General features: G+C 55.2%; 19 protein-coding genes. 14 read left to right on the forward strand and 5 right to left on the reverse strand.

The window, feature by feature from the left end; genetic code table 11:
• Nucleotides 1-80: 80 nt before the first annotated feature.
• A complete protein-coding gene (locus tag CMO10_RS13305) occupies nucleotides 81-1067 on the reverse strand; it encodes a LysR family transcriptional regulator (protein ID WP_297022979.1) in 987 nt (328 codons plus the stop codon).
• Nucleotides 1068-1299: 232 nt separating this feature from the next.
• On the opposite strand from CMO10_RS13305, the gene chvE reads away from it, so the two are divergent.
• The 4 genes from chvE (at nucleotide 1300) to araD (ending at nucleotide 7137) form a co-directional block, all read left to right on the forward strand.
• Complete coding sequence (gene chvE, locus CMO10_RS13310; protein WP_044827394.1) at nucleotides 1300-2379, forward strand: multiple monosaccharide ABC transporter substrate-binding protein; 1080 nt, start codon at nucleotides 1300-1302, stop codon at nucleotides 2377-2379.
• Between the two features lie 122 nt (nucleotides 2380-2501).
• A complete protein-coding gene (mmsA, locus tag CMO10_RS13315) occupies nucleotides 2502-4025 on the forward strand; it encodes a multiple monosaccharide ABC transporter ATP-binding protein (RefSeq protein WP_297022982.1) in 1524 nt (507 codons plus the stop codon).
• 10 nt (nucleotides 4026-4035) lie between these two features.
• Nucleotides 4036-5220: a multiple monosaccharide ABC transporter permease gene (gene mmsB / locus CMO10_RS13320; protein ID WP_297022983.1), complete on the forward strand. Its 1185-nt coding sequence runs from the start codon at nucleotides 4036-4038 to the stop codon at nucleotides 5218-5220.
• Nucleotides 5221-5388: 168 nt separating this feature from the next.
• Entirely contained in the window at nucleotides 5389-7137 is a 1749-nt protein-coding gene (gene araD / locus CMO10_RS13325) for an L-arabinonate dehydratase (RefSeq protein ID WP_297022985.1), read from the forward strand.
• Between the two features lie 84 nt (nucleotides 7138-7221).
• Here araD and CMO10_RS13330 read toward each other — a convergent pair whose 3' ends face one another.
• Entirely contained in the window at nucleotides 7222-7893 is a 672-nt protein-coding gene (locus CMO10_RS13330) for an HAD family hydrolase (RefSeq protein WP_297022987.1), read from the reverse strand.
• Nucleotides 7894-8150: 257 nt separating this feature from the next.
• Here CMO10_RS13330 and glmU point away from each other — a divergent pair, with 257 nt between their 5' ends.
• The 5 genes from glmU to rfbA all read left to right on the forward strand — a co-directional run bounded on the left by glmU (nucleotide 8151) and on the right by rfbA (nucleotide 14460).
• On the forward strand, nucleotides 8151-9494 hold the full coding sequence (glmU, locus tag CMO10_RS13335) for a bifunctional UDP-N-acetylglucosamine diphosphorylase/glucosamine-1-phosphate N-acetyltransferase GlmU (protein ID WP_297022989.1): 1344 nt from the start codon (nucleotides 8151-8153) through the stop codon (nucleotides 9492-9494).
• Nucleotides 9495-9575: 81 nt separating this feature from the next.
• On the forward strand, nucleotides 9576-11399 hold the full coding sequence (glmS, locus tag CMO10_RS13340; protein WP_297022992.1) for a glutamine--fructose-6-phosphate transaminase (isomerizing): 1824 nt from the start codon (nucleotides 9576-9578) through the stop codon (nucleotides 11397-11399).
• A gap of 212 nt (nucleotides 11400-11611) precedes the next feature.
• Nucleotides 11612-12682 carry a dTDP-glucose 4,6-dehydratase gene (gene rfbB, locus CMO10_RS13345; protein ID WP_297022995.1) on the forward strand — a complete coding sequence of 357 codons (1071 nt, stop codon included), beginning with the start codon at nucleotides 11612-11614 and terminating at the stop codon, nucleotides 12680-12682.
• Nucleotides 12675-13586, forward strand: coding sequence for a dTDP-4-dehydrorhamnose reductase (rfbD, locus tag CMO10_RS13350; RefSeq protein ID WP_297022997.1), 912 nt, complete (start codon nucleotides 12675-12677; stop codon nucleotides 13584-13586). Before rfbB ends, rfbD begins: the two co-directional genes overlap by 8 nt.
• Nucleotides 13579-14460: a glucose-1-phosphate thymidylyltransferase RfbA gene (gene rfbA / locus CMO10_RS13355; protein ID WP_297023000.1), complete on the forward strand. Its 882-nt coding sequence runs from the start codon at nucleotides 13579-13581 to the stop codon at nucleotides 14458-14460. The genes rfbD and rfbA overlap by 8 nt, the downstream gene beginning before the upstream one ends.
• A 6-nt stretch (nucleotides 14461-14466) precedes the next feature.
• Here the strand turns inward: rfbA and rfbC are convergent, their stop codons facing one another.
• Together rfbC and CMO10_RS13365 are read right to left on the reverse strand one after the other, a co-directional pair.
• Nucleotides 14467-15024, reverse strand: coding sequence for a dTDP-4-dehydrorhamnose 3,5-epimerase (gene rfbC / locus CMO10_RS13360; RefSeq protein WP_297023002.1), 558 nt, complete (start codon nucleotides 15022-15024; stop codon nucleotides 14467-14469).
• A 94-nt stretch (nucleotides 15025-15118) separates the two neighbouring features.
• The gene (locus tag CMO10_RS13365; protein WP_297023005.1) at nucleotides 15119-15781 is read right to left on the reverse strand and encodes a hypothetical protein; all 663 of its coding nucleotides are present in this window, start codon (nucleotides 15779-15781) and stop codon (nucleotides 15119-15121) included.
• A gap of 558 nt (nucleotides 15782-16339) precedes the next feature.
• On the opposite strand from CMO10_RS13365, the gene CMO10_RS13370 reads away from it, so the two are divergent.
• From CMO10_RS13370 to CMO10_RS13390, 5 genes are all read left to right on the forward strand, one after another.
• Nucleotides 16340-16795: a (2Fe-2S)-binding protein gene (locus CMO10_RS13370; protein ID WP_297023007.1), complete on the forward strand. Its 456-nt coding sequence runs from the start codon at nucleotides 16340-16342 to the stop codon at nucleotides 16793-16795.
• Nucleotides 16792-19050 carry a xanthine dehydrogenase family protein molybdopterin-binding subunit gene (locus tag CMO10_RS13375; protein WP_297023008.1) on the forward strand — a complete coding sequence of 753 codons (2259 nt, stop codon included), beginning with the start codon at nucleotides 16792-16794 and terminating at the stop codon, nucleotides 19048-19050. Before CMO10_RS13370 ends, CMO10_RS13375 begins: the two co-directional genes overlap by 4 nt.
• 125 nt (nucleotides 19051-19175) lie before the next feature.
• Nucleotides 19176-20522 carry a c-type cytochrome gene (locus tag CMO10_RS13380; protein WP_297023011.1) on the forward strand — a complete coding sequence of 449 codons (1347 nt, stop codon included), beginning with the start codon at nucleotides 19176-19178 and terminating at the stop codon, nucleotides 20520-20522.
• 55 nt (nucleotides 20523-20577) lie between these two features.
• Nucleotides 20578-21585, forward strand: coding sequence for an XdhC family protein (locus tag CMO10_RS13385; RefSeq protein WP_297023013.1), 1008 nt, complete (start codon nucleotides 20578-20580; stop codon nucleotides 21583-21585).
• A complete protein-coding gene (locus tag CMO10_RS13390; protein ID WP_297023015.1) occupies nucleotides 21582-22160 on the forward strand; it encodes a nucleotidyltransferase family protein in 579 nt (192 codons plus the stop codon). The genes CMO10_RS13385 and CMO10_RS13390 overlap by 4 nt, the downstream gene beginning before the upstream one ends.
• Before the next feature lie 9 nt (nucleotides 22161-22169).
• Here the strand turns inward: CMO10_RS13390 and CMO10_RS13395 are convergent, their stop codons facing one another.
• On the reverse strand, nucleotides 22170-22925 hold the full coding sequence (locus tag CMO10_RS13395) for a hypothetical protein (RefSeq protein WP_297023018.1): 756 nt from the start codon (nucleotides 22923-22925) through the stop codon (nucleotides 22170-22172).
• Between the last annotated feature and the right edge of the window lie 472 nt (nucleotides 22926-23397).

Raw genomic sequence — 23397 nt, forward strand, 5'->3', positions numbered from 1 at the left:
GCTTACGCCAGTTTTCGGGCGGCGCACAGCGCAAACAACAGTGCAAACAATTGCATTGTTAAAGCTCCAGACGCCTTAGCCTAACCCTGCGGTTTTTCGATGCGGGCAAGGATATGGTCCGAGACCAGCTGTGCCGATGGCGAAAGCCGATGGCCGCGCGCGGTAATCAGGCTATAGGGTTTGATTTCAATCGCGCTATCAAATGGCAGTTCGGTAATCAGCCCGCCACTGGTCAGAAGGGTTGTGACTTCCTCCGCCATCGGGGCGATGGCGTTGGTATCGGCCAAGGTCGCCAGCGTCACCAGCAGGGATGCCGAGTTCAAGCTTGAATGCGGCAAGGGCAGGTGACGCGAAATAAACACATCCTCGATCGTGCGGCGCATCAGGTTGCCCGGGGGTGGCAGGATCCATTCAAACTGTGCTAGCCGTGCCAGCGTGATTGGCTTGTTGCCCTCCAGCAGCGGATGGCCGGTGCGGACCATCAGGCGGATTTTCTCACTCCTGATTTCGCGGATGTTAAACAGGCGCGGGTCCATGTCCTCTGGCACGCGGCCAATGACAAAGTCATGGTCACCGGCCAGCAAATCCTTGATCAGCAAATGCGACGGCCCGACCCCGACATGGGCTTCAAGCAGGGAATTGACCGCCTGAACGCTGCGGATCGCGGGCACCACCAGATCAACTGCGGCCGCCGTCACCGCGCCGACAAAGACCGTGCCGCCACCATGTTTGATATCCTCGATCTCGCGTTCGGCTTCGCGGATTTCAATCAGCATGCTGCGCGCCCGCCTGGCAAGGGCCCGCCCGGCATTGGTCATTTCGATTCCGCGCGGACTTCGCACGCACAGCCGGGCTTCAAGAATCGATTCCATTTCAGATAGCAAACGCGATGCAGCCGGTTGTGATGTTTTCAACATTTCGGCCGCCAGGCTGATCTGACCGGTTTCTTCCATCGCGACAATCATGCGCAGGTGACTGAGTTTCAAGCCACGCTGAAACAGGTTCCCCGACCGGAAAAGCAGGGATTTCGCGGAGCTGAGCGGTTGTTGCGGTGATGTTTTGGCCATCTGGGGTCCTCCCGTATGGCGCGATTTTAGTATATCAATTTTGATATGCAAGTTTCGAAATTGTTTATTTGATTGTTATGTAACGCGTCGGAATAATGGCGCCGTGTCCTTTGGGAAAGGGGATGCACATCAATTGAAAACAAAGACACGACGTATGCGGGCCAAGAATGCCTGTCAAAGTCGGGCGTAAATAAAAATGGCTGGTATGCCGTGTCTTTTAGGGAGGATAGCTATGAAACGTCTCAGTGCCGTAATGGCAGGGGTCGCCTTTGGCGCGGCCGCAATGATGAGCCCGATGCTTTCGGGTGGTTACGCCCATGCCGCCGACAAAGGCTATGTCGGGATCGCAATGCCGACCAAATCTTCGTCGCGTTGGATTTCCGATGGTAATTCCATGGTCGAGCAGTTTGAAGCGGCCGGTTACAAGACCGACCTTCAATATGCCGAAGATGATATTCCAAACCAGCTGTCCCAGATCGAGAACATGATCGTCAAAGGCGTTGATGTTCTTGTGATCGCAGCGATTGACGGCACCACGCTTTCGAATGCGCTGGAAAACGCAGCCGCAGCAGGCATCAAGGTATTTGCCTATGATCGCCTGATCGTCGAAAGCCCGAATGTCGATTACTATTCCACCTTCGATAACTTCAAGGTTGGCGTGCAGCAGGCAACCTCGCTGGTTGATGGCCTGATTGCATCGGGCGAACCGCCCTATAACGTTGAACTGTTCGGCGGGTCGCCGGACGATAACAACGCCTATTTCTTCTATAATGGCGCGATGTCGATCCTGCAGCCGCTGATCGATGAAGGCACCATCGTGATCAAGTCCGGCCAGATGGGCATGGACACCGTCGGTACGCTTCGTTGGGACGGTGCCGTTGCACAGGCGCGTATGGATAACCTTCTTTCGGCACATTACACCGACGAAGAAGTTGATGGCGTCCTTTCGCCGTATGATGGTCTGTCGATTGGTATCCTGTCCTCGCTTAAGGGCGTTGGCTATGGTTCCGGCGATACCAAAATGCCGATCGTAACCGGTCAGGATGCGGAACTGCCGTCGGTCAAGTCGATCCTTGCTGACGAACAGTATTCCACCATCTTCAAGGACACCCGCGAGCTGGCCCGTGTCACCGTTTCGATGGTTGACAGCGTTCTTGCAGGCGAAAAGCCGACCATTAACGACACCAGCACCTATAACAACGGTGTCAAAGTTGTTCCTTCCTATCTGCTTGAGCCGATCATGGTCGACAAATCCAACTGGGAAGAAATCCTGGTCGGATCCGGCTATTACAGCAAAGAAGACGTGCAGTAAGCACAACGGCGTAGACGGCCCCGGCGCATTTGCCGGGGTCGCGTTTCCGAGGGACTTTCGGAAAACAAAGACCAAAGCAGATCAAGGCGCGGCTGGCTTGCCAGCGGCAGTGGGAGGACCGGATGGATACCATCCTGGAAATGAAGAACATCACCAAGACCTTTCCGGGTGTGAAAGCGTTGGATGATGTCAGCCTGAAAGTGGAACGTGGTGAAATCCACGCCCTTTGCGGCGAAAACGGTGCCGGAAAATCCACGCTGATGAAGGTGTTAAGCGGGGTGTACCCGCATGGAACCTATGACGGTGACATCCTTTATGATGGCGGGGTACAGGAATTCAAGGATATCCGCGACAGTGAAGATCGCGGGATTATCATCATTCATCAGGAGCTGGCCCTCGTGCCGCTTCTCTCGATTGCCGAGAACATCTTTCTGGGTAACGAAGTTAGTGAAAACGGGGTTGTGAACTGGCCTGCGACCTTTGCGCGCACCGGTGAGTTACTTCAAAAAGTCGGTTTGAAAGAAAACCCGGCGACCCTTGTCACCAATATCGGGGTTGGCAAGCAGCAACTTGTCGAAATTGCCAAGGCGCTTTCAAAAAAGGTGAAGCTGCTGATCCTTGATGAGCCGACGGCAAGTCTTCAGGAAAATGACAGTCAAAAGCTTTTGGACCTGTTGCTGGAATTCAAGGCGCAGGGCATTACCTCGATCCTGATTTCGCACAAACTTAATGAGATCAACCGGGTTGCGGACCGCATCACCGTCATTCGCGATGGCAAGGCGATTTCGACCCTGGATGCACGCGGTGGCACGATCACCGAGGACGACATCGTCAAGGATATGGTCGGGCGTGACATGGCGCATCGTTATCCGGATCGGACGCCAAATATCAGCTCCGAAAAGCTGATGGAGGTCCGCAACTGGTCGGCGACCCATCCGCTGCATCCCGAACGCAAGGTCGTTGATAACGTCAATATCGACGTTGCGGCCGGTGAAGTTGTCGGCATTGCCGGGCTGATGGGGGCGGGGCGTACCGAACTTGCCATGAGCATCTTTGGTCAGTCCTACGGCACCGATATTTCTGGCGAGGTGTTGCTGCGTGGCAAGCCGATTGATGTGTCGACCGTGGAAAAGGCGATTGCATCGGGTTTGGCCTATGTCACCGAAGACCGCAAGGAAATGGGTCTGATCCTTGAAGAAAGTATCACGACCAACATCACGCTCGCCAATCTGCCCGGGGTGTCTGAAAACGGTGTTCTGAACGAAGGGGCAGAGCGATCTGTCGCCGAGGAATACCGTGGCAAGATCAACATCCGCACCCCCAATGTCGCGCAAAAGGTCATGAACCTTTCCGGTGGCAATCAGCAGAAAGTCGTTCTGTCGAAATGGCTGTTTGCCGCCCCCGAAGTGCTCATTCTCGATGAGCCGACGCGCGGCATCGATGTCGGGGCGAAATACGAGATTTATACGATTATCAACCAACTGGCAGCCGACGGTAAGGGGGTCATCATGATCTCGTCGGAAATGCCGGAGCTTCTGGGCATGTGCGATCGCATCTACGTCATGAACGAGGGTGAGATCAAAGGGCAGCTTGCGGCAAAGGACGCAAGCCAGGAAGCAATCATGCGCATGATCCTGAAGGCGTGAGAAACGGACAATGACGGATACTGATACCAAATCAATCGGCTACTATCTGCGCACCCATATCCGGGAATACGGCATGGTTGTTGCGCTGGTTGCCATTCTGGCCTTCTTCCAGGTCCTGACCGACGGCATCATGCTCAAGCCGGTCAACCTGACCAACCTGTTCCTGCAAAACAGCTATATCATCATTATGGCAGTCGGCATGTTGCTGGTGATTGTTGGCGGAAATATCGACCTGTCGGTCGGCTCGGTCGTTGGCTTTATCGGCGCACTTGCCGCGGTGATGATCGTCAATTGGGATTTGCCGACCGCCCTTGTCATTCCGGTCTGCCTGATTGCCGGTGCAATCATTGGTGCAGCACAAGGGTACTGGGTGGCGTATTGGCGCATTCCATCCTTTATCGTGACGCTGGCGGGCATGCTGGTCTTCAAGGGCCTGACGCTGGCCCTTCTGGGCGGGGCATCGGTCGGGCCGTTCCCGGACGGCTTCCAGGCGATGTCTTCGGGCTTTATCCCGGATTTCTTTGGCGGCTTGATCGAGGGGCGCTTTAACCTGTTTTCCATGTCGCTTGGTGTGGCTTTGGCCGCGATCCTTCCGATCCTGGGCTTACGCGCACGTGCCAAACAGGCGAAGTTTGCCGCGGTCGAAGAACCGATGGCGGTGTTTGTGACCAAGCATGCGGTGGCCGGTCTTGCGATCCTGTTTGTCACCTATCTGCTGTCGACCTATCGCGGCTTGCCAAACATTCTGGTGATCATGGCGCTTTTGATCGCGATCTTTACCTTTATCACCAACTCAACGACGCTCGGTCGTCGCATCTATGCGCTGGGTGGCAATGAAAAGGCCGCCAAACTTTCGGGCATCAATACCAAGCGCCTGACCTTCTTTACCTTTGCCAATATGGGCATGCTTGCAGCCCTTGCCGGGCTGGTCTTTGCCGCGCGTTTGAATACGGCAACGCCCAAGGCCGGTCTTGCGTTCGAGCTTGATGTGATTGCCGCTGTCTTCATCGGTGGCGCATCGATGTCTGGCGGGGTTGGCAAGGTGATCGGTGCTGTGGTTGGCGCACTGATCATGGGTGTCATGAATAACGGGATGTCGATTATCGGTGTCGGTATTGACTGGCAGCAGGTGATCAAGGGCCTTGTGCTTTTGGCTGCCGTGATCTTCGACGTCTACAACAAAAACAAGGCGTAACAACATGTTGACGCGGAACGATACGCACCGGACTGAAAACATCCGGTTTGACCTTACTGGGTTTTCCGGGCTGGTTGCCGGTGCGTGTCGTTCAAAGTCCTGTGTGCGGCAGTCCCAAACGCACATAACCGGATCCGTCACGATAATAAGTCAAAAAGGAAAACGGGCATGACGAAGTTCAAACCGGCACCCTGGCCGCGGACATTGCGGTCACAAGAAGGTTGGTTCGGCGGAACCAGCAAGGACAATATCTATCACCGCAGCTGGATGAAGAACCAGGGATTGCCATCGGATCTGTTTGACGGACGTCCGGTGATTGGCATTTGTAATACCTGGTCGGAACTCACGCCCTGTAACGCCCATCTGCGCGATCTGGCCGAACGGGTCAAACACGGCATTTACGAGGCCGGTGGTCTGCCGCTTGAATTCCCGGTTTTCTCGACCGGTGAAAGTACGCTTCGCCCGACCGCGATGATGTTCCGCAACCTTGCCGCCATGGATGTCGAGGAAATGCTGCGCGGGACACCGCTTGATGGCGTTGTCCTGATGGTCGGTTGCGACAAAACCACGCCGTCGCTCCTTATGGGGGCTGCCAGCGTTGATATTCCGGCTATCGTCGTCACCGGCGGCCCGATGCTCAATGGCAAGTGGCGCGGCGAGGATATCGGATCAGGTACCTCGCTCTGGCAACTGGCCGAGGCCCGCAAGGCCGGCAAGATCAGCACCGAGGATTTCCTCGAAGCCGAAATCGCCATGTCGCGCTCGCCCGGATCGTGCAACACCATGGGCACAGCATCGACCATGGCCAGCATGGCAGAAGCCCTTGGTATGGCGCTTTCGGGTAATGCCGCCATTCCGGCGGTGGATAGCCGCCGTCGCGTCATGGCGCATGTCACGGGGCGTCGTATTGTTCAGATGGTCAAGGATGACCTCAAACCGTCTGATGTCATGACCAAGGAAGCCTTTGAAAACGCCATTCGTGTCAATGGTGCCATTGGTGGCTCAACCAATGCAGTGATCCATCTTCTGGCGATTGCCGGGCGTGTTGGCATCGATTTGTCGCTTGATGACTGGGACCGCTTGGGCCGTGATATCCCGACGATCGTCAACCTCCAGCCATCTGGTGATTATTTGATGGAGGAATTCTTCTATTCCGGTGGTCTGCCTGTGGTGATCAAGGCTTTGGGTGAGGCTGGCAAGCTTCATAACGATGCCCTGACCGTATCGGGTGAGACGATGTGGGATCAGGTCAAGGATGTCCGGAACTGGAACGAGGACGTCATTCGCCCGTTCGATAAGGCCCTGACCGCCAGCGGCGGCATTGCCGTGGTCAAGGGCAACCTTGCGCCCAATGGTGCGGTGCTCAAGCCCTCTGCAGCTACTCCGGAACTCCTGACCCATCGTGGCCGGGCGGTGGTGTTTGAAGACATCGATGATTACAAGGCCAAGATCTATGACGAGAATCTTGATATCGATGAAACCTGCATCATGGTTCTGAAAAACTGCGGCCCGAAAGGCTATCCGGGTATGGCCGAAGTTGGCAATATGGGCCTGCCGCCCAAGGTGCTGCGCAAAGGGATCACAGATATGGTCCGTATTTCAGATGCCCGCATGAGTGGTACGGCATACGGCACCGTCGTCCTGCATACCTCGCCCGAGGCCGCCGCAGGCGGGCCACTGGCCGTGGTGCAAAATGGCGACATGATCGAACTTGACGTGCCCAACCGCCGCCTGCATCTCGATATCAGCGACGAAGAACTCGCCCAGCGTCTGGCAGATTGGAAAACCACCGTTCCGGTCCCCGCCAGCGGCTATGCATCTCTCTATTACAAGTCCGTTATCGGTGCTGATCGCGGGGCCGATTTCGACTTCCTCGTCGGCCATCGTGGCAAGGAAATCCCGAAGGATAGCCACTAGGGCACAGCGCAACAGCCCGAAAACAAACAAAAACCGGCTGGTGCAGATGTGCCAGCCGGTTTCTTCGTTCTTGGAGGTTTGAGATTATCCGGTGATCTTCCGGATCGCTGCCTGCATATCCTGATAGGCAGTCACAACCGCATCCGCACCAAGCGATTTGGCTCGTGTATCATCGACTTCCATGGCAACGGCAATTGCATGGATACCGGCTGCGCGGGCGGCATTCACATCATTGGCGTGATCGCCGACCATGATGGCGGTGTCGGTTGATTTATCAAAGCCAAGTTGGTTCAGGACAAAGTCAAGGAAGCGACCATCGGGTTTCTTGACCTCAAAGCTGTTGCCGCCAGCGATGACGCTAAACAGATCCGCGACCCCGAGTTTGGCGAGGATTGCCTTGCAGGGGGCTTCGGGTTTGTTGGACGCCAGCGCAATCGTCCAGCCGTCAGATTTCAGTTCGCGCAAGACGGTTTCAGCATTTTCAAACAGGCGGGTATAGGCATAGTCGGTATCGACGTAGCGGGTGTTGAAGTCGACATTAAGCTCATCAAGCATCGCATCGGTTGGTGTTTCACCGCGCGCAGCAAAGGCGCGCTTGGTCAGCATCCAGGTGCCATCGCCCAGCATTGCCTCGATATCATGGCGTACGAGCGGCGCGTGCCCGTTGGCAGCCAGTAAATCATTCATCGCAAACAGGATGTCATCGACCCCGTCAATCAGGGTGCCATCAAGGTCGAACAGGATGAATTTTGCCATCGGGTGGGGCTCCTTTGGAATGAATGGGTGGCAACGTTGGTGGCGGTTGGGTGGTTTATAGGAACTTAACGGAAACCGTGCCATTAACAATCGGTAACATCTGCTAACAGCCGGTAACAAAACGTGATTCTTTATGGGCTTTTGCTTGAAAAGAATATGTTCTAAGACTTGCTGCGAATTGGATTATTTGCATCACACATTGATGTGATGACGCTTTCAAAGGGGATGCTGCGCAATCGCAGCCAACAGGGTAATAGATGTCGCTTGAGCTAAGTGTTGTTGTTTTGGCCGCCGGGATGGGCACGCGCATGAAAAGCGCACTGCCCAAAGTCATGCACAAAGTGGCGGGCAAACCGATGGTGGGGCATGTCATTGATACCGCAGCTCACCTGAATGCGACAAAGGCCATGGTCGTTGTCGGTCCGGATATGCCCGACCTGATCAAGACCGTGGCCCCGCATCCGACCTTTGAACAAACTGATCGTCTTGGCACAGCCCATGCTGTTCTTGCCGCGCGTGATGGCCTGTCGGGGCTACGCGGCAATGTGTTGGTGCTTTATGCCGACAGTCCGCTTTTCACCGCCGAAACGCTGGCCCGCCTTGTTGCCGCACGTGAAGAAAATGACCATGCCGTCGCGGTTCTGGGCTTCCGCCCGGAAGACCCGACCGGGTATGGCCGTTTGGTCACAGATCAGAACGGCAACTTGACCGCGATTGTCGAGGACAAGGAATGTGATGATGCGCAGCGTCAGATCAATTTCTGCAATTCCGGGGTGATGTGCTTTAAGGCCGAAGACATGATCGCAACACTTGAGGCGATTGATAACGCCAATGCCAAGGGTGAGTATTACCTGACCGATGCGGTGGAAGTCGCACAGAAAAATGGCCAAAGCTGTGTCGCGGTCGAGGTCGATGAGGCAGAGACGCTTGGTGTCAATTCCCGCACACAGCTGGCTGTTGCCGAAGCCATCGTTCAAAACCGCCTGCGCGAAGCAGCCATGGCAGAGGGCGCGACGCTGGTTGATCCGGCATCGGTGTTTTTGAGTTCCGATACCAAGCTTGGCCGTGATGTGATTGTGGAGCCGAATGTGGTCTTTGGGCCGGGTGTTACGGTCGGCGACAATGTCGTGATCAAGGCGTTTAGCCATCTTGAAAGTTGCGTGGTTGGTGAAGGTGCCGATATTGGTCCTTATGCCCGTTTGCGTCCGGGGGCTGAAATTGGTGCCGGTGCGCGGGTTGGCAACTTTGTCGAGATCAAAAAGGCCGTCGTCGAAAACGGGGCCAAGGTCAACCATCTGAGCTATATCGGCGATGCTCGTGTCGGAGCCAAGGCCAATATCGGGGCCGGCACGATCACGTGCAATTATGACGGTTTCCGTAAACAGCATACCGACATCGGGGCAGGGGCCTTTATCGGTTCGAACTCGTCGCTGGTGGCACCCGTCGAAATTGGCGATGGCGCGATTGTCGGGGCGGGCAGCACCGTGACTGGCAAGGTCGAAGCTGATGCACTGACCCTGACCCGGGCCGAACGGATCGAGAAAAAGGGCTGGGCTGCCAAGTTTCGCGAAAAGATGCGCGAACTGACCGGCAAGAAATAGCCTGAAACAAAGATTATCAAATTGCCGCCCGCATTCGGGTGGCCGGAACGACACGCGATATAAAGCAGGAAGAAAACCAATATGTGCGGCATTATCGGGATTATCGGCAAAGACAGCGTCAGCGATCGCATTCTTGAAGGCCTTAAGCGTCTCGAATATCGCGGTTATGACAGTGCCGGGATTGCGACCCTGGTCAATGGCGATATCGAGCGCCGCCGCGCAGAAGGTAAACTGATCAATCTTGCCAATCGTTTGGCGGACCAGCCGCTTGCTGGTGATGTTGGTATTGGCCACACCCGCTGGGCGACCCATGGGGTTCCGACCGAAAACAACGCCCATCCGCATACCGATGGCAAGGTTGCCGTGGTTCATAACGGCATCATCGAAAACTTCCAGGAAATCAAGGCCGAGCTTACTGCCAAGGGGCGGGTATTTGCCACCGATACCGATACCGAGGTGGTCGTGCATCTGGTGTCCGATTTCCTTGATCAGGGCAAAAGCCCACGTGATGCTGTTGCGGCCACCCTGCATCGCATCGAAGGTGCCTTTGCGCTGGTGATCATGATTGCCGGTCAGCATGACGTCATCTTTGGCGCCCGTCGTGGTACGCCGCTTGCCGTTGGTCTGGGCGAGGGCGAGATGTATCTTGGCTCGGATGCCATGGCGCTGTCGCACCTGACCAACAAGCTGATTTACCTTGAAGAAGGCGACTGGGTTGAAATGACCCGCGATAGCGTTCAGGTCCGCGATGAAAATGACGAAGACGTCACCCGCGAAACCAAGCTGTCGGCTGTTTCGGGCGCCATGATGGGCAAGGGCAACTACAATCACTTCATGCAGAAGGAAATCTTCGAGCAGCCAGCGGTGATTGGCGATACCCTGCATGCCTTCATCAATCCGGCGACCCAGACGATCAAACTGCCGGATATGCCGTTTTCCTTTGCCGATGCATCGCGCCTGACGATTGTCGCTTGCGGCACGTCCTACTACGCCGGTCTGGTGGCAAAGCACTGGGTGGAACGCTATGCCGGGCTCGGTGTCGATGTCGATGTCGCATCCGAATTCCGCTATCGCTGCCCGCCGCTGCCAAAGGGCGGTGTTGCCCTGTTCATCTCGCAGTCGGGCGAGACGCTCGATACCCTGGCTGCCCTTCGCTACGCCAAATCCAAGGGCCAGAAGATCGTTTCCATCGTCAACGTGCCAGAAAGCACGATTGCGCGCGAAAGTGACGTGGTGCTTCTGACCTATGCCGGGCCGGAAATCGGGGTGGCGTCGACCAAGGCGTTCACGACGCAGCTAACAGTTCTGGCCTGCCTTGCGGTAACCATCGGTCGTGAAAACGGCACCCTTGCAAAGGACGAGGAAGCCGCAATCGTAACTGCACTCACCGAAGTGCCGAAACATGCTGCCGAAGTGCTTCATCATGACGATGCGCTCAAGCAGCTCGCCCTTGATGTCGCCGATGCGCGCGATGTGCTTTATCTCGGTCGTGGTCTTGGCTATCCGATCGCGATGGAAGGGGCGCTCAAGCTCAAGGAAATTTCCTATATCCACGCCGAAGGGTATGCAGCGGGTGAAATGAAGCACGGCCCGATTGCGCTGATTGATCAGTCTGTGCCGATCATTGTCATTGCGCCATCGGACGAGCTGTTTGAAAAAACTGCCTCAAACATGCAGGAAGCGGCGGCACGTGGTGGCCGGGTGATCTTTATCTCGGATGCGCCGGGGCTTGCCAAGCTTGGCGATATGGCCTCTGCCACTGTTGAGCTGCCGAAGGTCGCCGACTTCGTCGCACCGATCCTTTACACCATCCCGGTACAGATGCTGGCCTATCATGTTGCGGTTCATAAAGGTACGGATGTCGATCAGCCACGTAACCTTGCGAAATCAGTAACTGTCGAATAATCGCCGCGATTATTCAAAATTATCAAAAAATGGCCGGATGCAGATGCATCCGGCCTTTTTGTTTGCGGATTACGGATTTTGGGCGTGAATAACGCGTCCAAATAACACTTCTTTGCAATAAGTTAACCGAAGGTTCGACAGTATTGATCGGGCAATGTAACCTTGATGCAGGCAACGTTGTTCCACGCCATCAACTTTTCGATGAGAGCAGAATGAAAGTTATCGTGACGGGCGGTGCAGGGTTTATCGGATCTGCTGTTTGTCGGCTTATGACCGGTTTGAAGGGCTATGAGGTCCTTAATATCGACAAGCTGACATATGCTGGCGATCTGAGAACGCTGGCGTCGATTTCGTCGCAGGACAATTACCATTTTGCCCATCAGGATATCTGCAACCGGGATGCCATCATTGAGCTTTTTGATGCGTTTCAGCCCGATGCGGTGATGCATCTGGCTGCCGAAAGCCATGTTGATCGTTCTATCGACGGGCCGGGTGATTTCATTCAGACCAATGTGGTCGGCACCTTTACCTTGCTTGAAGTTGCACGCGGCTATTTCGATAAGCTGCCTGCGGACAGGAAATCAAAGTTCCGCTTTCATCACATTTCGACTGATGAGGTCTATGGATCGCTTGGCAGCGAAGGGCTGTTTACCGAAGAAACGGCTTATGCGCCGACCTCACCGTATTCCGCAAGCAAGGCGAGTTCCGATCATCTGGTACTGGCGTGGTATCACACCTATGGGCTGCCTGTTGTGATCAGCAATTGCTCGAACAATTACGGGCCGTTCCAGTTCCCGGAAAAGCTTATTCCGCTGATGTGTCTTAACCTGCTGCATGGCAAGCAGCTTCCCGTTTACGGCGAGGGGCTTAATACCCGCGATTGGCTGCATGTCGAAGACCATGCCGAGGCCTTGGTGAAAATCCTGACGGAAGGCCGGTTGGGCGAGAAATACAATGTCGGCGGCTGTAACGAGCTGACCAATATCGAGGTTGTCAAACGGATCTTTGATACGGTGCACGACATTGTGCCAGGTGTCCCGTTTGAAAGTTTCGATGATGCGGTGACCTATGTGAAAGACCGCCCGGGGCATGATTGGCGATATGCCATTGATCCAACCAAAATGCAGACCGAACTGGGATGGCGGCCGAAATATGATTTCGAAACCGGCCTGAAGCAGACCGTCGAATGGTATGTGAATAACCGCGCATGGTGGGAGCCGATCTTGAAAACCAAATATGCAGGCGAACGTCTGGGCAGTGCCAAGGGGCAAGCTGATGCCTAAAATCCTGGTGTTTGGAAAAACCGGTCAGCTGGCCAGTTGCCTTGCCATGTGCGGGGATGAGTTTCCAAATGCCGAGCTGGTTTTTGTCGGCAGGGATGAATGTGACCTTGAGGACGCCCGCCAGATAGAGCCGGTTATCAATCGCGTGCAACCCGATATCGTGATCAACGCCGCGGCATACACCGCAGTTGATCTGGCCGAGGAACAGCGTGATATCGCATTCAAGGTCAATCGTGATGCTGTGCGCGCGATGGCAGAGGCGTCTGCCAAACGATCCGTCCCGCTGATCCATGTTTCAACGGATTATGTGTTCGATGGCCAGGCATCAAAGCCCTATAGCGAGCAAGACCCGGTCTCGCCGTTGGGTGTGTATGGCGAGAGCAAATATGCGGGCGAAGTTGCCGTCAGAGAAGCCAACGAAAAGCATCTGATTATTCGAACGTCCTGGGTCTTCAGCCCGTTCGGGAAAAATTTCGTCAAGACGATGCTCAACCTGATGGCAGGACGAGACGAAATTCGTGTCGTGAATGACCAGACGGGATGTCCGACCAGTGCCGATGATCTGGCGCGGGCAATCCTCAAGCTCTGCGAAATGGCCGTTGCAACGGATTTCAAGAAGTTTGGCACCTATCATCTGTCGTCCGATCAGCCGCAAACATGGTTTGAATTCGCCAAGCGTATCCAAAAGGTCGCATCACAGGTCTGGGGTGCGGATTGGAAAGGCACGAACTGTCGCATTACACCAGTACCGTCTTCGGAATATCCGACGGTCGCGGAGCGTCCCAAATATTCCGTTATGTCCAGCCAGCGTTTTATCGACGCATTCGCGATACAGTTGCCAACCGTCGAAGAAAGCTTGAGCGCGGTTATTGAGAATCTTCCAAGGGAGAAGTCAGATGCGTAAGGGGATCATACTGGCAGGCAGTACCGGATCGCGTTTGCATCCATCGACACTGGTTGTCTCCAAGCAGCTCCAGCCTGTCTATGACAAGCCGATGATCTACTATCCGCTGACGACGCTGATGCTGGCAGGTATCAAGGATATTCTGATTATCAGCACACCTCGGGATGTGCCGCTGTTCAAGGATCTACTTGGTGATGGCTCGAAGTGGGGCATCAATCTTGAATATGCGGTGCAGCCGGAACCGCGCGGCCTTGCCGATGCATTTATTGTCGGTGCGGACTTTATCGGCAACGACCCGTGCTGTCTGATTTTGGGCGATAACATCTATTTCGGTCATAACCTGACCGATCTGTTGCGAAGTGCTATGGATCAATCCGAGGGCGCAACCGTCTTTGCCTATTACGTTCAGGATCCCGAACGATACGGTGTGGTCGAGTTTGACCGCGATGGTGTCGCACTTGATATCGAGGAAAAGCCGGAGCACCCAAAATCGAACTTCGCGGTGACCGGATTGTATTTCTATGACGCAGACGTGGTCGATATCGCCAAATCAATCAAACCATCAAAGCGCGGCGAGCTTGAGATTACCGATGTGAACAAGGCCTATCTCGAACGTGGCACGCTTAAGGTCGAAAGAATGGGCCGTGGTTATGCCTGGCTTGATACCGGAACACACGCCGCGATGCTGGATGCCGCGAATTTCGTGCGCACGGTGGAAAGTCGCCAAAGCCTGAAAATTGCCTGCCCGGAGGAAATCGCGCTTCGAAAAGGCCTGATTTCGGTCACGCAGTTTGAAACCCTGATGAACGAATTTGGGGCAAGTTCCTACAAGGCGTATCTGCAGACGGTTCTTCGGACCTACGATCTTTTGTGATCGGAATTAAAACACCGGATTTTCGCAATAGCTTGCAAAGCTCATCGCGGTAGCGTCTTTTTCTGAAACAATGACCTCGGCTTCGCTGAAGGGCCAATCAATGGCGAGCTCCGGGTCGTTCCACTTGATTGCGCGTTCGCTTTCCGGTGCGTAGGGGGCCGATACCTTGTAATTGACTTCGGTGTCAGGCTCCAACGTGACAAAGCCGTGTGCGAAGCCGGCAGGCACAAACATCTGGTTCCATTCTTCTGCGCTGACCTCGGCCGCGACCCATTTCCCGAAGGTTTTGGAACCTTTTCGGATATCAACGGCGATATCAAGAATGCGTCCCTTAGGAACCCTGATCAGTTTGTGCTGGGCATAGGGCGGGCACTGGAAGTGCAATCCCCGCAGCACACCGACCGCTTGTGAGAGCGAGTGATTGTCCTGCACAAATTGATGATCAATCCCCGCCTTGGCAAAGGCTTCCATATTGTAGGTTTCCGAGAAAAAGCCCCGTTCATCGCCAAACTTCTTTGGGAAGATCATTTTGATGTCCGGGATTTCCAGGGATTCAATTTGCATCGGTGCCGCCTTGCGCAGGTTGAGCGATTTCACTTGGCTAATGGATAGCAGATGAAACAGCTTATTGCATTTGCGTATTTGCAGTGCGTCGGCGTTACATCGCACCGCTGCGTTCGAATGGCGGGTGATCGGCGAGATATTGCGACAGGCGGTTCATGAAGGGGGTGAATTCGGCGCCGAGGAAATGATAAAGCGCGCCGACCTTGACGGCTTCGAGCTGGACCGGTTCCTGGCCCTTGGCAAATGCACCGTTTGCGATGGCAAGGCGGATGGTTTCGTCTTCGGCAAGGAAGCGGTCGAAGGTGCCCATATTGTAGTGGGATATGACGTCATCGACATCGCGATGGCCGCTTTTGGTCTCGTCCGGGGTATTAGCAAGATATTGTTCCTGCCACGCCAGTCCGATCACGTAACCGGTTGGTCCGTCGGAATGAAGCTTGCTTCCCGGTGCCGCCCAGAGGCTGTTTGAAATCTCAAGTAACGGGACTTCGGACTGAACGAAGGCACGGGAATAATATTGCGCGGCAACCGGAAAACGAAACATCTCGCCATCCACTTGCCCTTCGTTAAACGCGATAAAGCCGCGTTGGCCCGGCATGGTTTCAACCCGGATCGGGCAGCCGAGCTTTTCATAAATATCGGTCATCACTTTTGTGACGACCGTTGCCAGACGGTCATTGCTGACACTGCCCAGTTGTTTCGGGCAGTCGCTTGCTTGCTGGGCATGGACAAGGCCGGGCAGAAAACCTGCCAGCACGCAAAATAACAGGTGCAGTCGTCGTCTGAAAATCATCGTCTTGCGTAAAGCTTTACAGCGCCAAATCAGATACTTGTCTTGATTTTAGATTGGAACGGCAAGGTCCGTCCTCAAGAGTATAACAACCGATATTTGTATTTTTTGCAGGTTTCTTGCACCTGTCATGGCCCGGGAACCTTGATCGCGTCCGTGCGTTAAAAAAATTCACACCGGTTTTTATTGTGAAGTCATTGCCCTACCGCGGCCGGGTGCCCGGCTATACAGCGGGCTAAGTTGTGTCGGGTTTGTCGCATCCCCACATCAGGCAATGATCGCAGAGCAAAAGCCACCAGCCCCCCCCGCACACCGCGCAAGCCTATGACGGTGATTTAGATGTTTTGCTCATAAGTACTATTAAAATAACGCCATAGTGCGATCATTTTTTTTTGAGCAGACTGAATAACAATCAAAAAATGTCGTCAAACCGCAAGACGCACATTCCAACACCCGATAGATCGACGGGTAAATGGCACGCCAACAATACGGTCCCGTCGGTGAACCGAACTTAGAGAGAGCGCCATGAAACTAACCATCAACAATGAGACTTACGACGTCGATGCAGACGGCGACACACCCCTGCTTTGGGTCATTCGTGACAATCTGGGAATGACCGGGACCAAATATGGCTGCGGACTTGCGCAGTGTGGTGCGTGCTCGGTCATGGTCGACGGTGTTGTCACCCGTTCCTGTGTCACGCCGATTGATGCGGTCGAAGGTCAGGAAATTACCACCATCGAAGCCATCGAAAATGATCCGGTTGGCAAGCGCGTCGTCGAAAAATGGGTTGAGCATCAGGTTCCCCAGTGCGGCTATTGCCAGTCCGGTCAGGTAATGGCGGCAACCGCGTTGCTGAAAGAGATTGAAAACCCGACCGAAGACGACGTCGAAGCAGCAATGGTCAATCTGTGCCGTTGCGGCACCTACAACGCCATCCATGCCGCGGTCAAAGACCTTGCGGAAGGAGGTGCGTCGTGAAGAACCTGAAGCTTTCCCCGTCCCAACAGGACCAGTTCCCGACAGGCGAGCCGGTCAATATTTCCCGTCGCCGGTTCCTGCTTGGTGCCGCCGGGGCAACAACGGGCGCGCTTGTTCTTGGTTTCGGCCTGCCCGTCGGCAAGGCGCGCGCGCAAAGCGGTGGTGAAGTCACACCGGGAACCCGTGTTCCGGCATTCCTTGAGATCCGCCCGGACAATACCGTGCGTTTGCAAAGTCCGTTCGTTGAAGGCGGGCAGGGCGTCTTTACCGCCATGGCACAGATCGTTGGCGAAGAACTGGATGCCGATCCCAAAAGCTTTGTTGTCGAAAGTGCACCGGCCGGTCCGGATTATCTGGTGATCAACAACCAGATGCGTATTACCGGCGGCAGCATGTCGGTCCGCACAAGCTATGACACCATGCGCAAGCTTGGTGCATCTGCACGTAACATGTTGCTGCAGGCCGCGGCAATCCGCTTTGATGTGCCGCTCGCACAACTCACCACCGAGCCCGGTTATGTTGTAAACAGCTCAACCGGTCAGAAAGTACCGTTCGGCGATCTGGCCGAAGATGCGCTTGATCTGCCGGTGCCGGATTCTGAGGGCATCAAGCTGCGCGATCCGTCGACCTTCCGCTGGATCGGCAAGCCGGTTGATCGCCTTGATATCCATGACAAGGCGACCGGCAAGGCGATCTTTTCCATCGATTGCGCGGTCGAGGGTATGGTGCATGCCGCCGTTCAGCACGCCCCGCGTCTGGGCCTTGGCGTTGGCAACATCCTGAACGAAACCGATGTCAGTGCGATGAAAGGCGTCATGTCGATCCATCGTTTGCCGGGCGCCGTTGCGGTTGTTGCCGAACGTTGGTGGAATGCCAAGGTCGCGGCAGAGGCCCTTCAGGTTGAGTGGGTCAAACGCGATGAGGATGGCTCGAACATCCGTCATATGCCGGATGATTTTTCGACCGTGGCGTTTTCCGATCACCTTGCCAATCAAACCGGTAACGGCAAAGCGGGCGAAGAAGAAGGCGACGTTGGGTCGGCCATTTCGAATGCCGCAACCACCGTTGAGGCAACCTATCGCAGCCAGTTTGTCCATCACGGGCAGCTTGAGCCGCCTTCGGCATTAGCACGGTTTAACGATGACGGCACCCTTGATGTCTGGATGCCAAACCAGGCACCTGAACAGTTCCAGTCCCAGATCGCCGGAATGACCGGGCTTGAAGCATCGCAGATCAACGTCCACTCACCGATGCTGGGCGGGTTCTTTGGCCGTCACTTCCTGTATCCGGAAGCCAACCCTTATCCGCAGGCCGTTCAACTGGCCAAGGAAGTCGGTCGTCCGGTGAAACTGATCTGGAGCCGCGAGGAAGAATTCCTGCGTGATCCGCTGCGTCCGATGGCCGTGGTCAAGTTCCGTGGCGGGCTTGATGCCGATGGCATGCCGGTTGGCCTTGAAGCCATCAGCGCCACCGAAGGCCCGACCGAAGGCATTTATGGTCACAACCCGGACTCAATCGATCCACTGGCGCTTGAAGGTCTGACGGGCAAGAAATACGCGATTGCCAACCGCCGGATCGCCCAGATCTATGTCAAGACGCCAGCCATGCTGGCCTATTGGCGGTCTGTCGGCCATTCGATGAATGATTTCTTCTATGAGACATTCTTTGATGAGCTGGCCGATCAGGGCGGTCATGACCCGTATGAACTGCGCATGCAGCTTCTTCAGAGCGATGAGCGTTTGAGTAACCTTTTGCGCGCTGTCGGTGATTTGTCTGGTGGCTGGAAACGAGGTCCGTTCACGGCCGAAGACGGCAGCCAACGTGCACGTGGTGTCGGTATGGCATCCCCGTTTGGCAGTGAGTCTGCTGCCATTGCCGAGGTGTCCATGCAAAACGGCGACGTGGTTGTCCATGACGTTTGGGAAGCCATCGATCCGGGCAGCATCGTCAACCCGGCCATTATCGAGGCACAGGTCAAATCGGCCGTCGCGCTTGGCGTATCGCAGATCCTGATGGAAGAAGCCATTTACGAAAATGGCGAGCCGACCGCACGGAACTATGACCTTTATCCGATTCTGCGGCCCGATCAGATGCCGAACGTTCATGTCCGCATCGTTGAAAGCGGTGCGAAGATGGGCGGTATTGGTGAACCCGGCTTGCCGCCGGTTCTGCCGGCGATTGCCAATGCGGTTTCGACCCTTACCGGGCAGCGCGTCCGCAGCATGCCGCTGAGTAACCTGCGCTTCGAAAGCTAGGACCCCGGATGCAGACAGGGCGATGACCACGCGCGTTAGTCCGCGTGTGGTCATCGATCCCGCATTTGAAATCTGCATCCGGCAATAGCCTTAAAATCACTTGCGAACAGAAAACGGGGATTCCGTTGAAAAAGTTGTTTCTGACTGTCTTGGGCGTCGTTGTTGTTGGCGCGGCCGGTACTGCCTGGATCGCGACACATACGCCGTCTTCGCCCTTTGATAATGTAACCGCATCTGCGCCATCAGAAGACCTGATCGCGCGCGGTGAATATGTTGCTCGCCTTGGTGACTGCGTTGCCTGTCATACCACCCCGGACGGCAAGGCTTTTGCCGGCGGGCTTGAAATGGGCACGCCACTTGGCTCGATCTTTACCACCAATATTACCCCGGATCCGGAAACCGGTATTGGCAACTACAGCCTTGCCGATTTCGACCGCGCACTTCGCCATGGCGTTGCAGCCGATGGTCATCGTCTGTATCCGGCGATGCCGTATCCGTCTTATGACAAAATGACGGATGGCGATATCGAAGCGCTTTATGCCTATTTCATGGAAGGCGTCGAACCGGTTTCGCAGGCCAACAAGCCGACCGAAATCGAAGAACCGCTTAACATGCGCTGGCCGCTCGCACTTTGGAATGTCGTCTTCACCGAAGGCGAGGTTTATCAGGCCAAGGCATCCGAAGATGGTATGTGGAACCGGGGTGCCTATCTGGTTCAGGGGCCGGGGCATTGTGGCAGTTGCCATACCCCACGTGGTCCGGCGATGAACGAAGTCGCCCTTGATGAAAGCAGTCCGGAATATCTGTCCGGTGCGCTTCTGGATGGCTGGTACGCGCCAAGTCTTCGTAATGATCCGAATATCGGCCTTGGCCGTTGGAGCGAAGAAGACGTTTACGCCTATCTCAAGAATGGCCGTAACGAACATGGTGTCGTGTTCGGGTCGATGGTCGAGGCGTTTAATAACTCGACCCAGTTCATGAGCGATGATGATCTGATGTCGATTGCCCATTACCTGAAATCATTGCCGGCGGACCCGGATTATGATGGTCCGGTCTGGGCATATGATGAAGCAACCGCAGATGATCTGTCGCGCGATGTTGCTGACAAGGTGCCGGGTGCGCGGACCTATGCTGCGAATTGTGCGTTCTGTCATGGCCGTGATGGTCTGGGTCAGAATGAATGGATCCCGCCGCTTGCCGGTGTGTCTTCCATGCTGGCACCGGAGGCTGAGTCTGCGATTAATGTGACGCTGAACGGCTCCCCACGCGTGATTGCGAATGGTGTGCCGGATTCTTATCGCATGCCGCCATATCGTGAACATCTGTCCGATGCCCAGATGGCCGAGGTGTTGACTTATGCCCGATCGGCATGGGGCAACCACGGTGATGCTGTCAGTGAGGAAGAAGTGGCTGCTCTTCGTAGTCATACTGATCCGGCCAGCATCGATGTGATCATCTTGCAGATGCGCTGATTGGATCGTGCCATGCAAAACGCGATCAGCATCATTGTCATGAAGGAAGCCTGATATGAGCCATCAACTCTCTGAGATGCTGGATGTCTGGTGGGAAGGCCGTGATCAGACGGAATGGGTTCTGGGTACCGTGTACCGGACCGAAGGTTCTGCCTATCGCAAGGCCGGGGCGATGATGCTGATCGACGGGCATGGTCGTCAGCAAGGGTTGCTAAGCGGTGGCTGCCTTGAAGCAGACATCGTGCGCAATGCCCGCAAGGCCATGGTCACCGACAAGGTCGTCATGCTCGAATATGACGGCAATGATGAAGACGATGTCTTCTTCAAGCTTGGCGTTGGCTGTGGCGGCAAGGTCTACATCATGTTGCAGCCCTTGAGTGCCGAGAATGATCTTGGCCTTGGCGATTTGCGCAGTGCCCTGAAAGACCGTCAGACCGGTTATTTCCGCCAGAAAATCGGTGCGGGCGAGGCCCGGTTTGACCGCGACCCCCGGGTTCTGCCAGGCCAACAGACGGCCATCATCAAGCCCGATGAGTTCGGCGATGACTGGTTGGTAACGCCGATCCGGCCGGAACCGCATATCCTGATTGTCGGGGGCGGCATGGATGCCCGCCCGGTGGTCAATATCGCGCGTGAAATGGGCTGGCAGGTCAGCCTGGCCGATCCGCGACCGGCAAATGCCCGGGCAGACCACTTCCCCAATGTCAGCGCGATTGTGCGTGATATTGCGTCCCTTGGGACCTATGCCGATCAGCATCGCGTTGATGCCGTGGTGTTGATGGCGCACAGTGTGTCGATTGACGGGGATGCCTTGCGTGCCCTTGACGGACTTGGGTCCTCGAGCATCCGGCATGTGTCGGCATTGGGGCCGCGTCATCGTTTTGCCAATGTGCTCGATCATGCGGGCCTTAAGGAGCATGAATTGCCATTCCCGGTTTCCAGTCCTGCCGGGCTTGATATTGGCGGACAGCTGCCCGAAAGCATTGCGCTTTCGATCCTGTCGGGCATTCACCGGGTGCTTTACAAGGAAACCACCCTTCATATTGCCAAGGTCGCAGAATGACAAAGTTAGCAGGTCTTCTTCTTGCCGCTGGCGCCAGCGAACGGTTTGGCGGTCGAAAGCAACTGGCAGAAATATCGGGCAAATCATTTGTCCGGCGCGCAACGGACCTGTTGGCAGGCACGTGCGAAGCCGCACCTTTTGTCGTTCTGGGCGCGTATCAGCACGATATTGTTGGCGAGGTTGCCGGTCGTGCTCACATCGTTCCTAACCCGGACTGGGCGCGTGGCATGGGCAGCTCGATTGCGGCTGGCATGCGCGCGATCATGGAACAGGCTTCCTATTGCGACGGTGTGCTGATTGCGGTTTGCGATCAGATCCGCCTTGACGCCGACGACTATCAGAAACTGATCGATGCCTTTGACGGGACGGTCATCGTCGCAACCCGGTATCCCGGTGGTTTGGGTGTGCCTGCAATCTTCCCCAGAAGCTGCTGGGAAGAGCTTTCAGAGCTTGATGGTCCCAAGGGCGCAAAAGAGATGATCAATCGCAAGGGCCAGCACGTTAAAGCGGTGGACTTGCCCGGTGCGCTGATTGATGTCGATACCAAGGATGATTTTGCTGCTGCAATCGCATGAGTGATTTGATCATTCAGCCTGTGGCGAGCGGAATGGGTCGGTTTTGGCAACCAGTTCGGAAAACTTCGTCATGAAGGGGGCGTATTCGGCGCCGAGATAGTGATAAAGCGGCAGGACGGAAACGGTTTCCTCGATCACCGGGGCCGGGGTGCTGCCCAGGATGCCCTTTGCGATCATGTCATCGATATTTGTATCTGCCGCCAGGAAGCGCGTGATGCGGCCATTGGCATAGGCCTCATACAGTTCGGTGTTAAACATCATCGGCTTGTTCGCAACACCGGTTTTGTCCGTGTTAGTTTTGGCGAATTTTTCCTGCCAGGCCACACCAAGGGTAAAGGCAATCGGTGTTTGCGGATCATCGTCGTTCGGGTTGCGCCACAGCCGGTTTGAGATTTCGCGCAAGGGTACGGATGAGCGGACAAAGGCGCGCGCATAGTTCTTTTCAGCGGGAATCGCACGCAGCAATTCACCATCCACCAAGCCTTCATTGAAATGCAACGGGCCGCGACGCCCGGGCAGTTTGACCGCCTGAAGCGGGCAGCCCAGATCGGCATAGACCTTTTGCAGGATCACAATCGCCTTTTGCGACATCGGTTCGTTTTCGACATAGGCGATCTTCTGAGGGCAGAGATAATCCTGCGCGTGCACAGAGTTTGCCGTCACAGCAGCGCACAGCACGAACAGGAAATACCCGCACATTTTCAGGTGCAGCTTCGCGTGGTGATGCACGAATGTTTTGCGCGAGGCGGGTGTCTGGAACGCCATGATAAGTATCTGCAAGTTCTTGCGACGTTGTTTGGAATTGATTGAATTATTTGTGTTTCATACAGCTTAGCGGTGAAAGGAAAAGTTTCCTAGCCCTTTGAAAACGGGCTTTCGTAGTACATGCCTCGCACATCATTGGCTGACGCCATCGCGATCGAAATCAGTGTCGTTTTGTTTGGTTTATTGTGGTCGGGGGCTTGTATGCGGTTCATTAAAATGTTTTGATCCGCTCGCACCGAAAAGGAGCCGGATTTCTTGCTGCGCTGCACAGACGCAAATTGGCAAAAATCGTGACATTTCTGCGTCTTTTTTGATCTCCCTATTGACTTTGGACAGGCACTCCAATAAATGCTGTTAGCACTCGCCGGGGGTGAGTGCTAATACGGGCTCATCCCGGTTAGTCTTAGTTATTAACGAGCCTTAGCTTAAACACGGAGTTGTCTAAAATGAAGTTCCGTCCGCTGCATGATCG

Origin of the sequence: Thalassospira sp. (assembly GCF_002709775.1) — a bacterium.
GTDB lineage: Bacteria > Pseudomonadota > Alphaproteobacteria > Rhodospirillales > Thalassospiraceae > Thalassospira.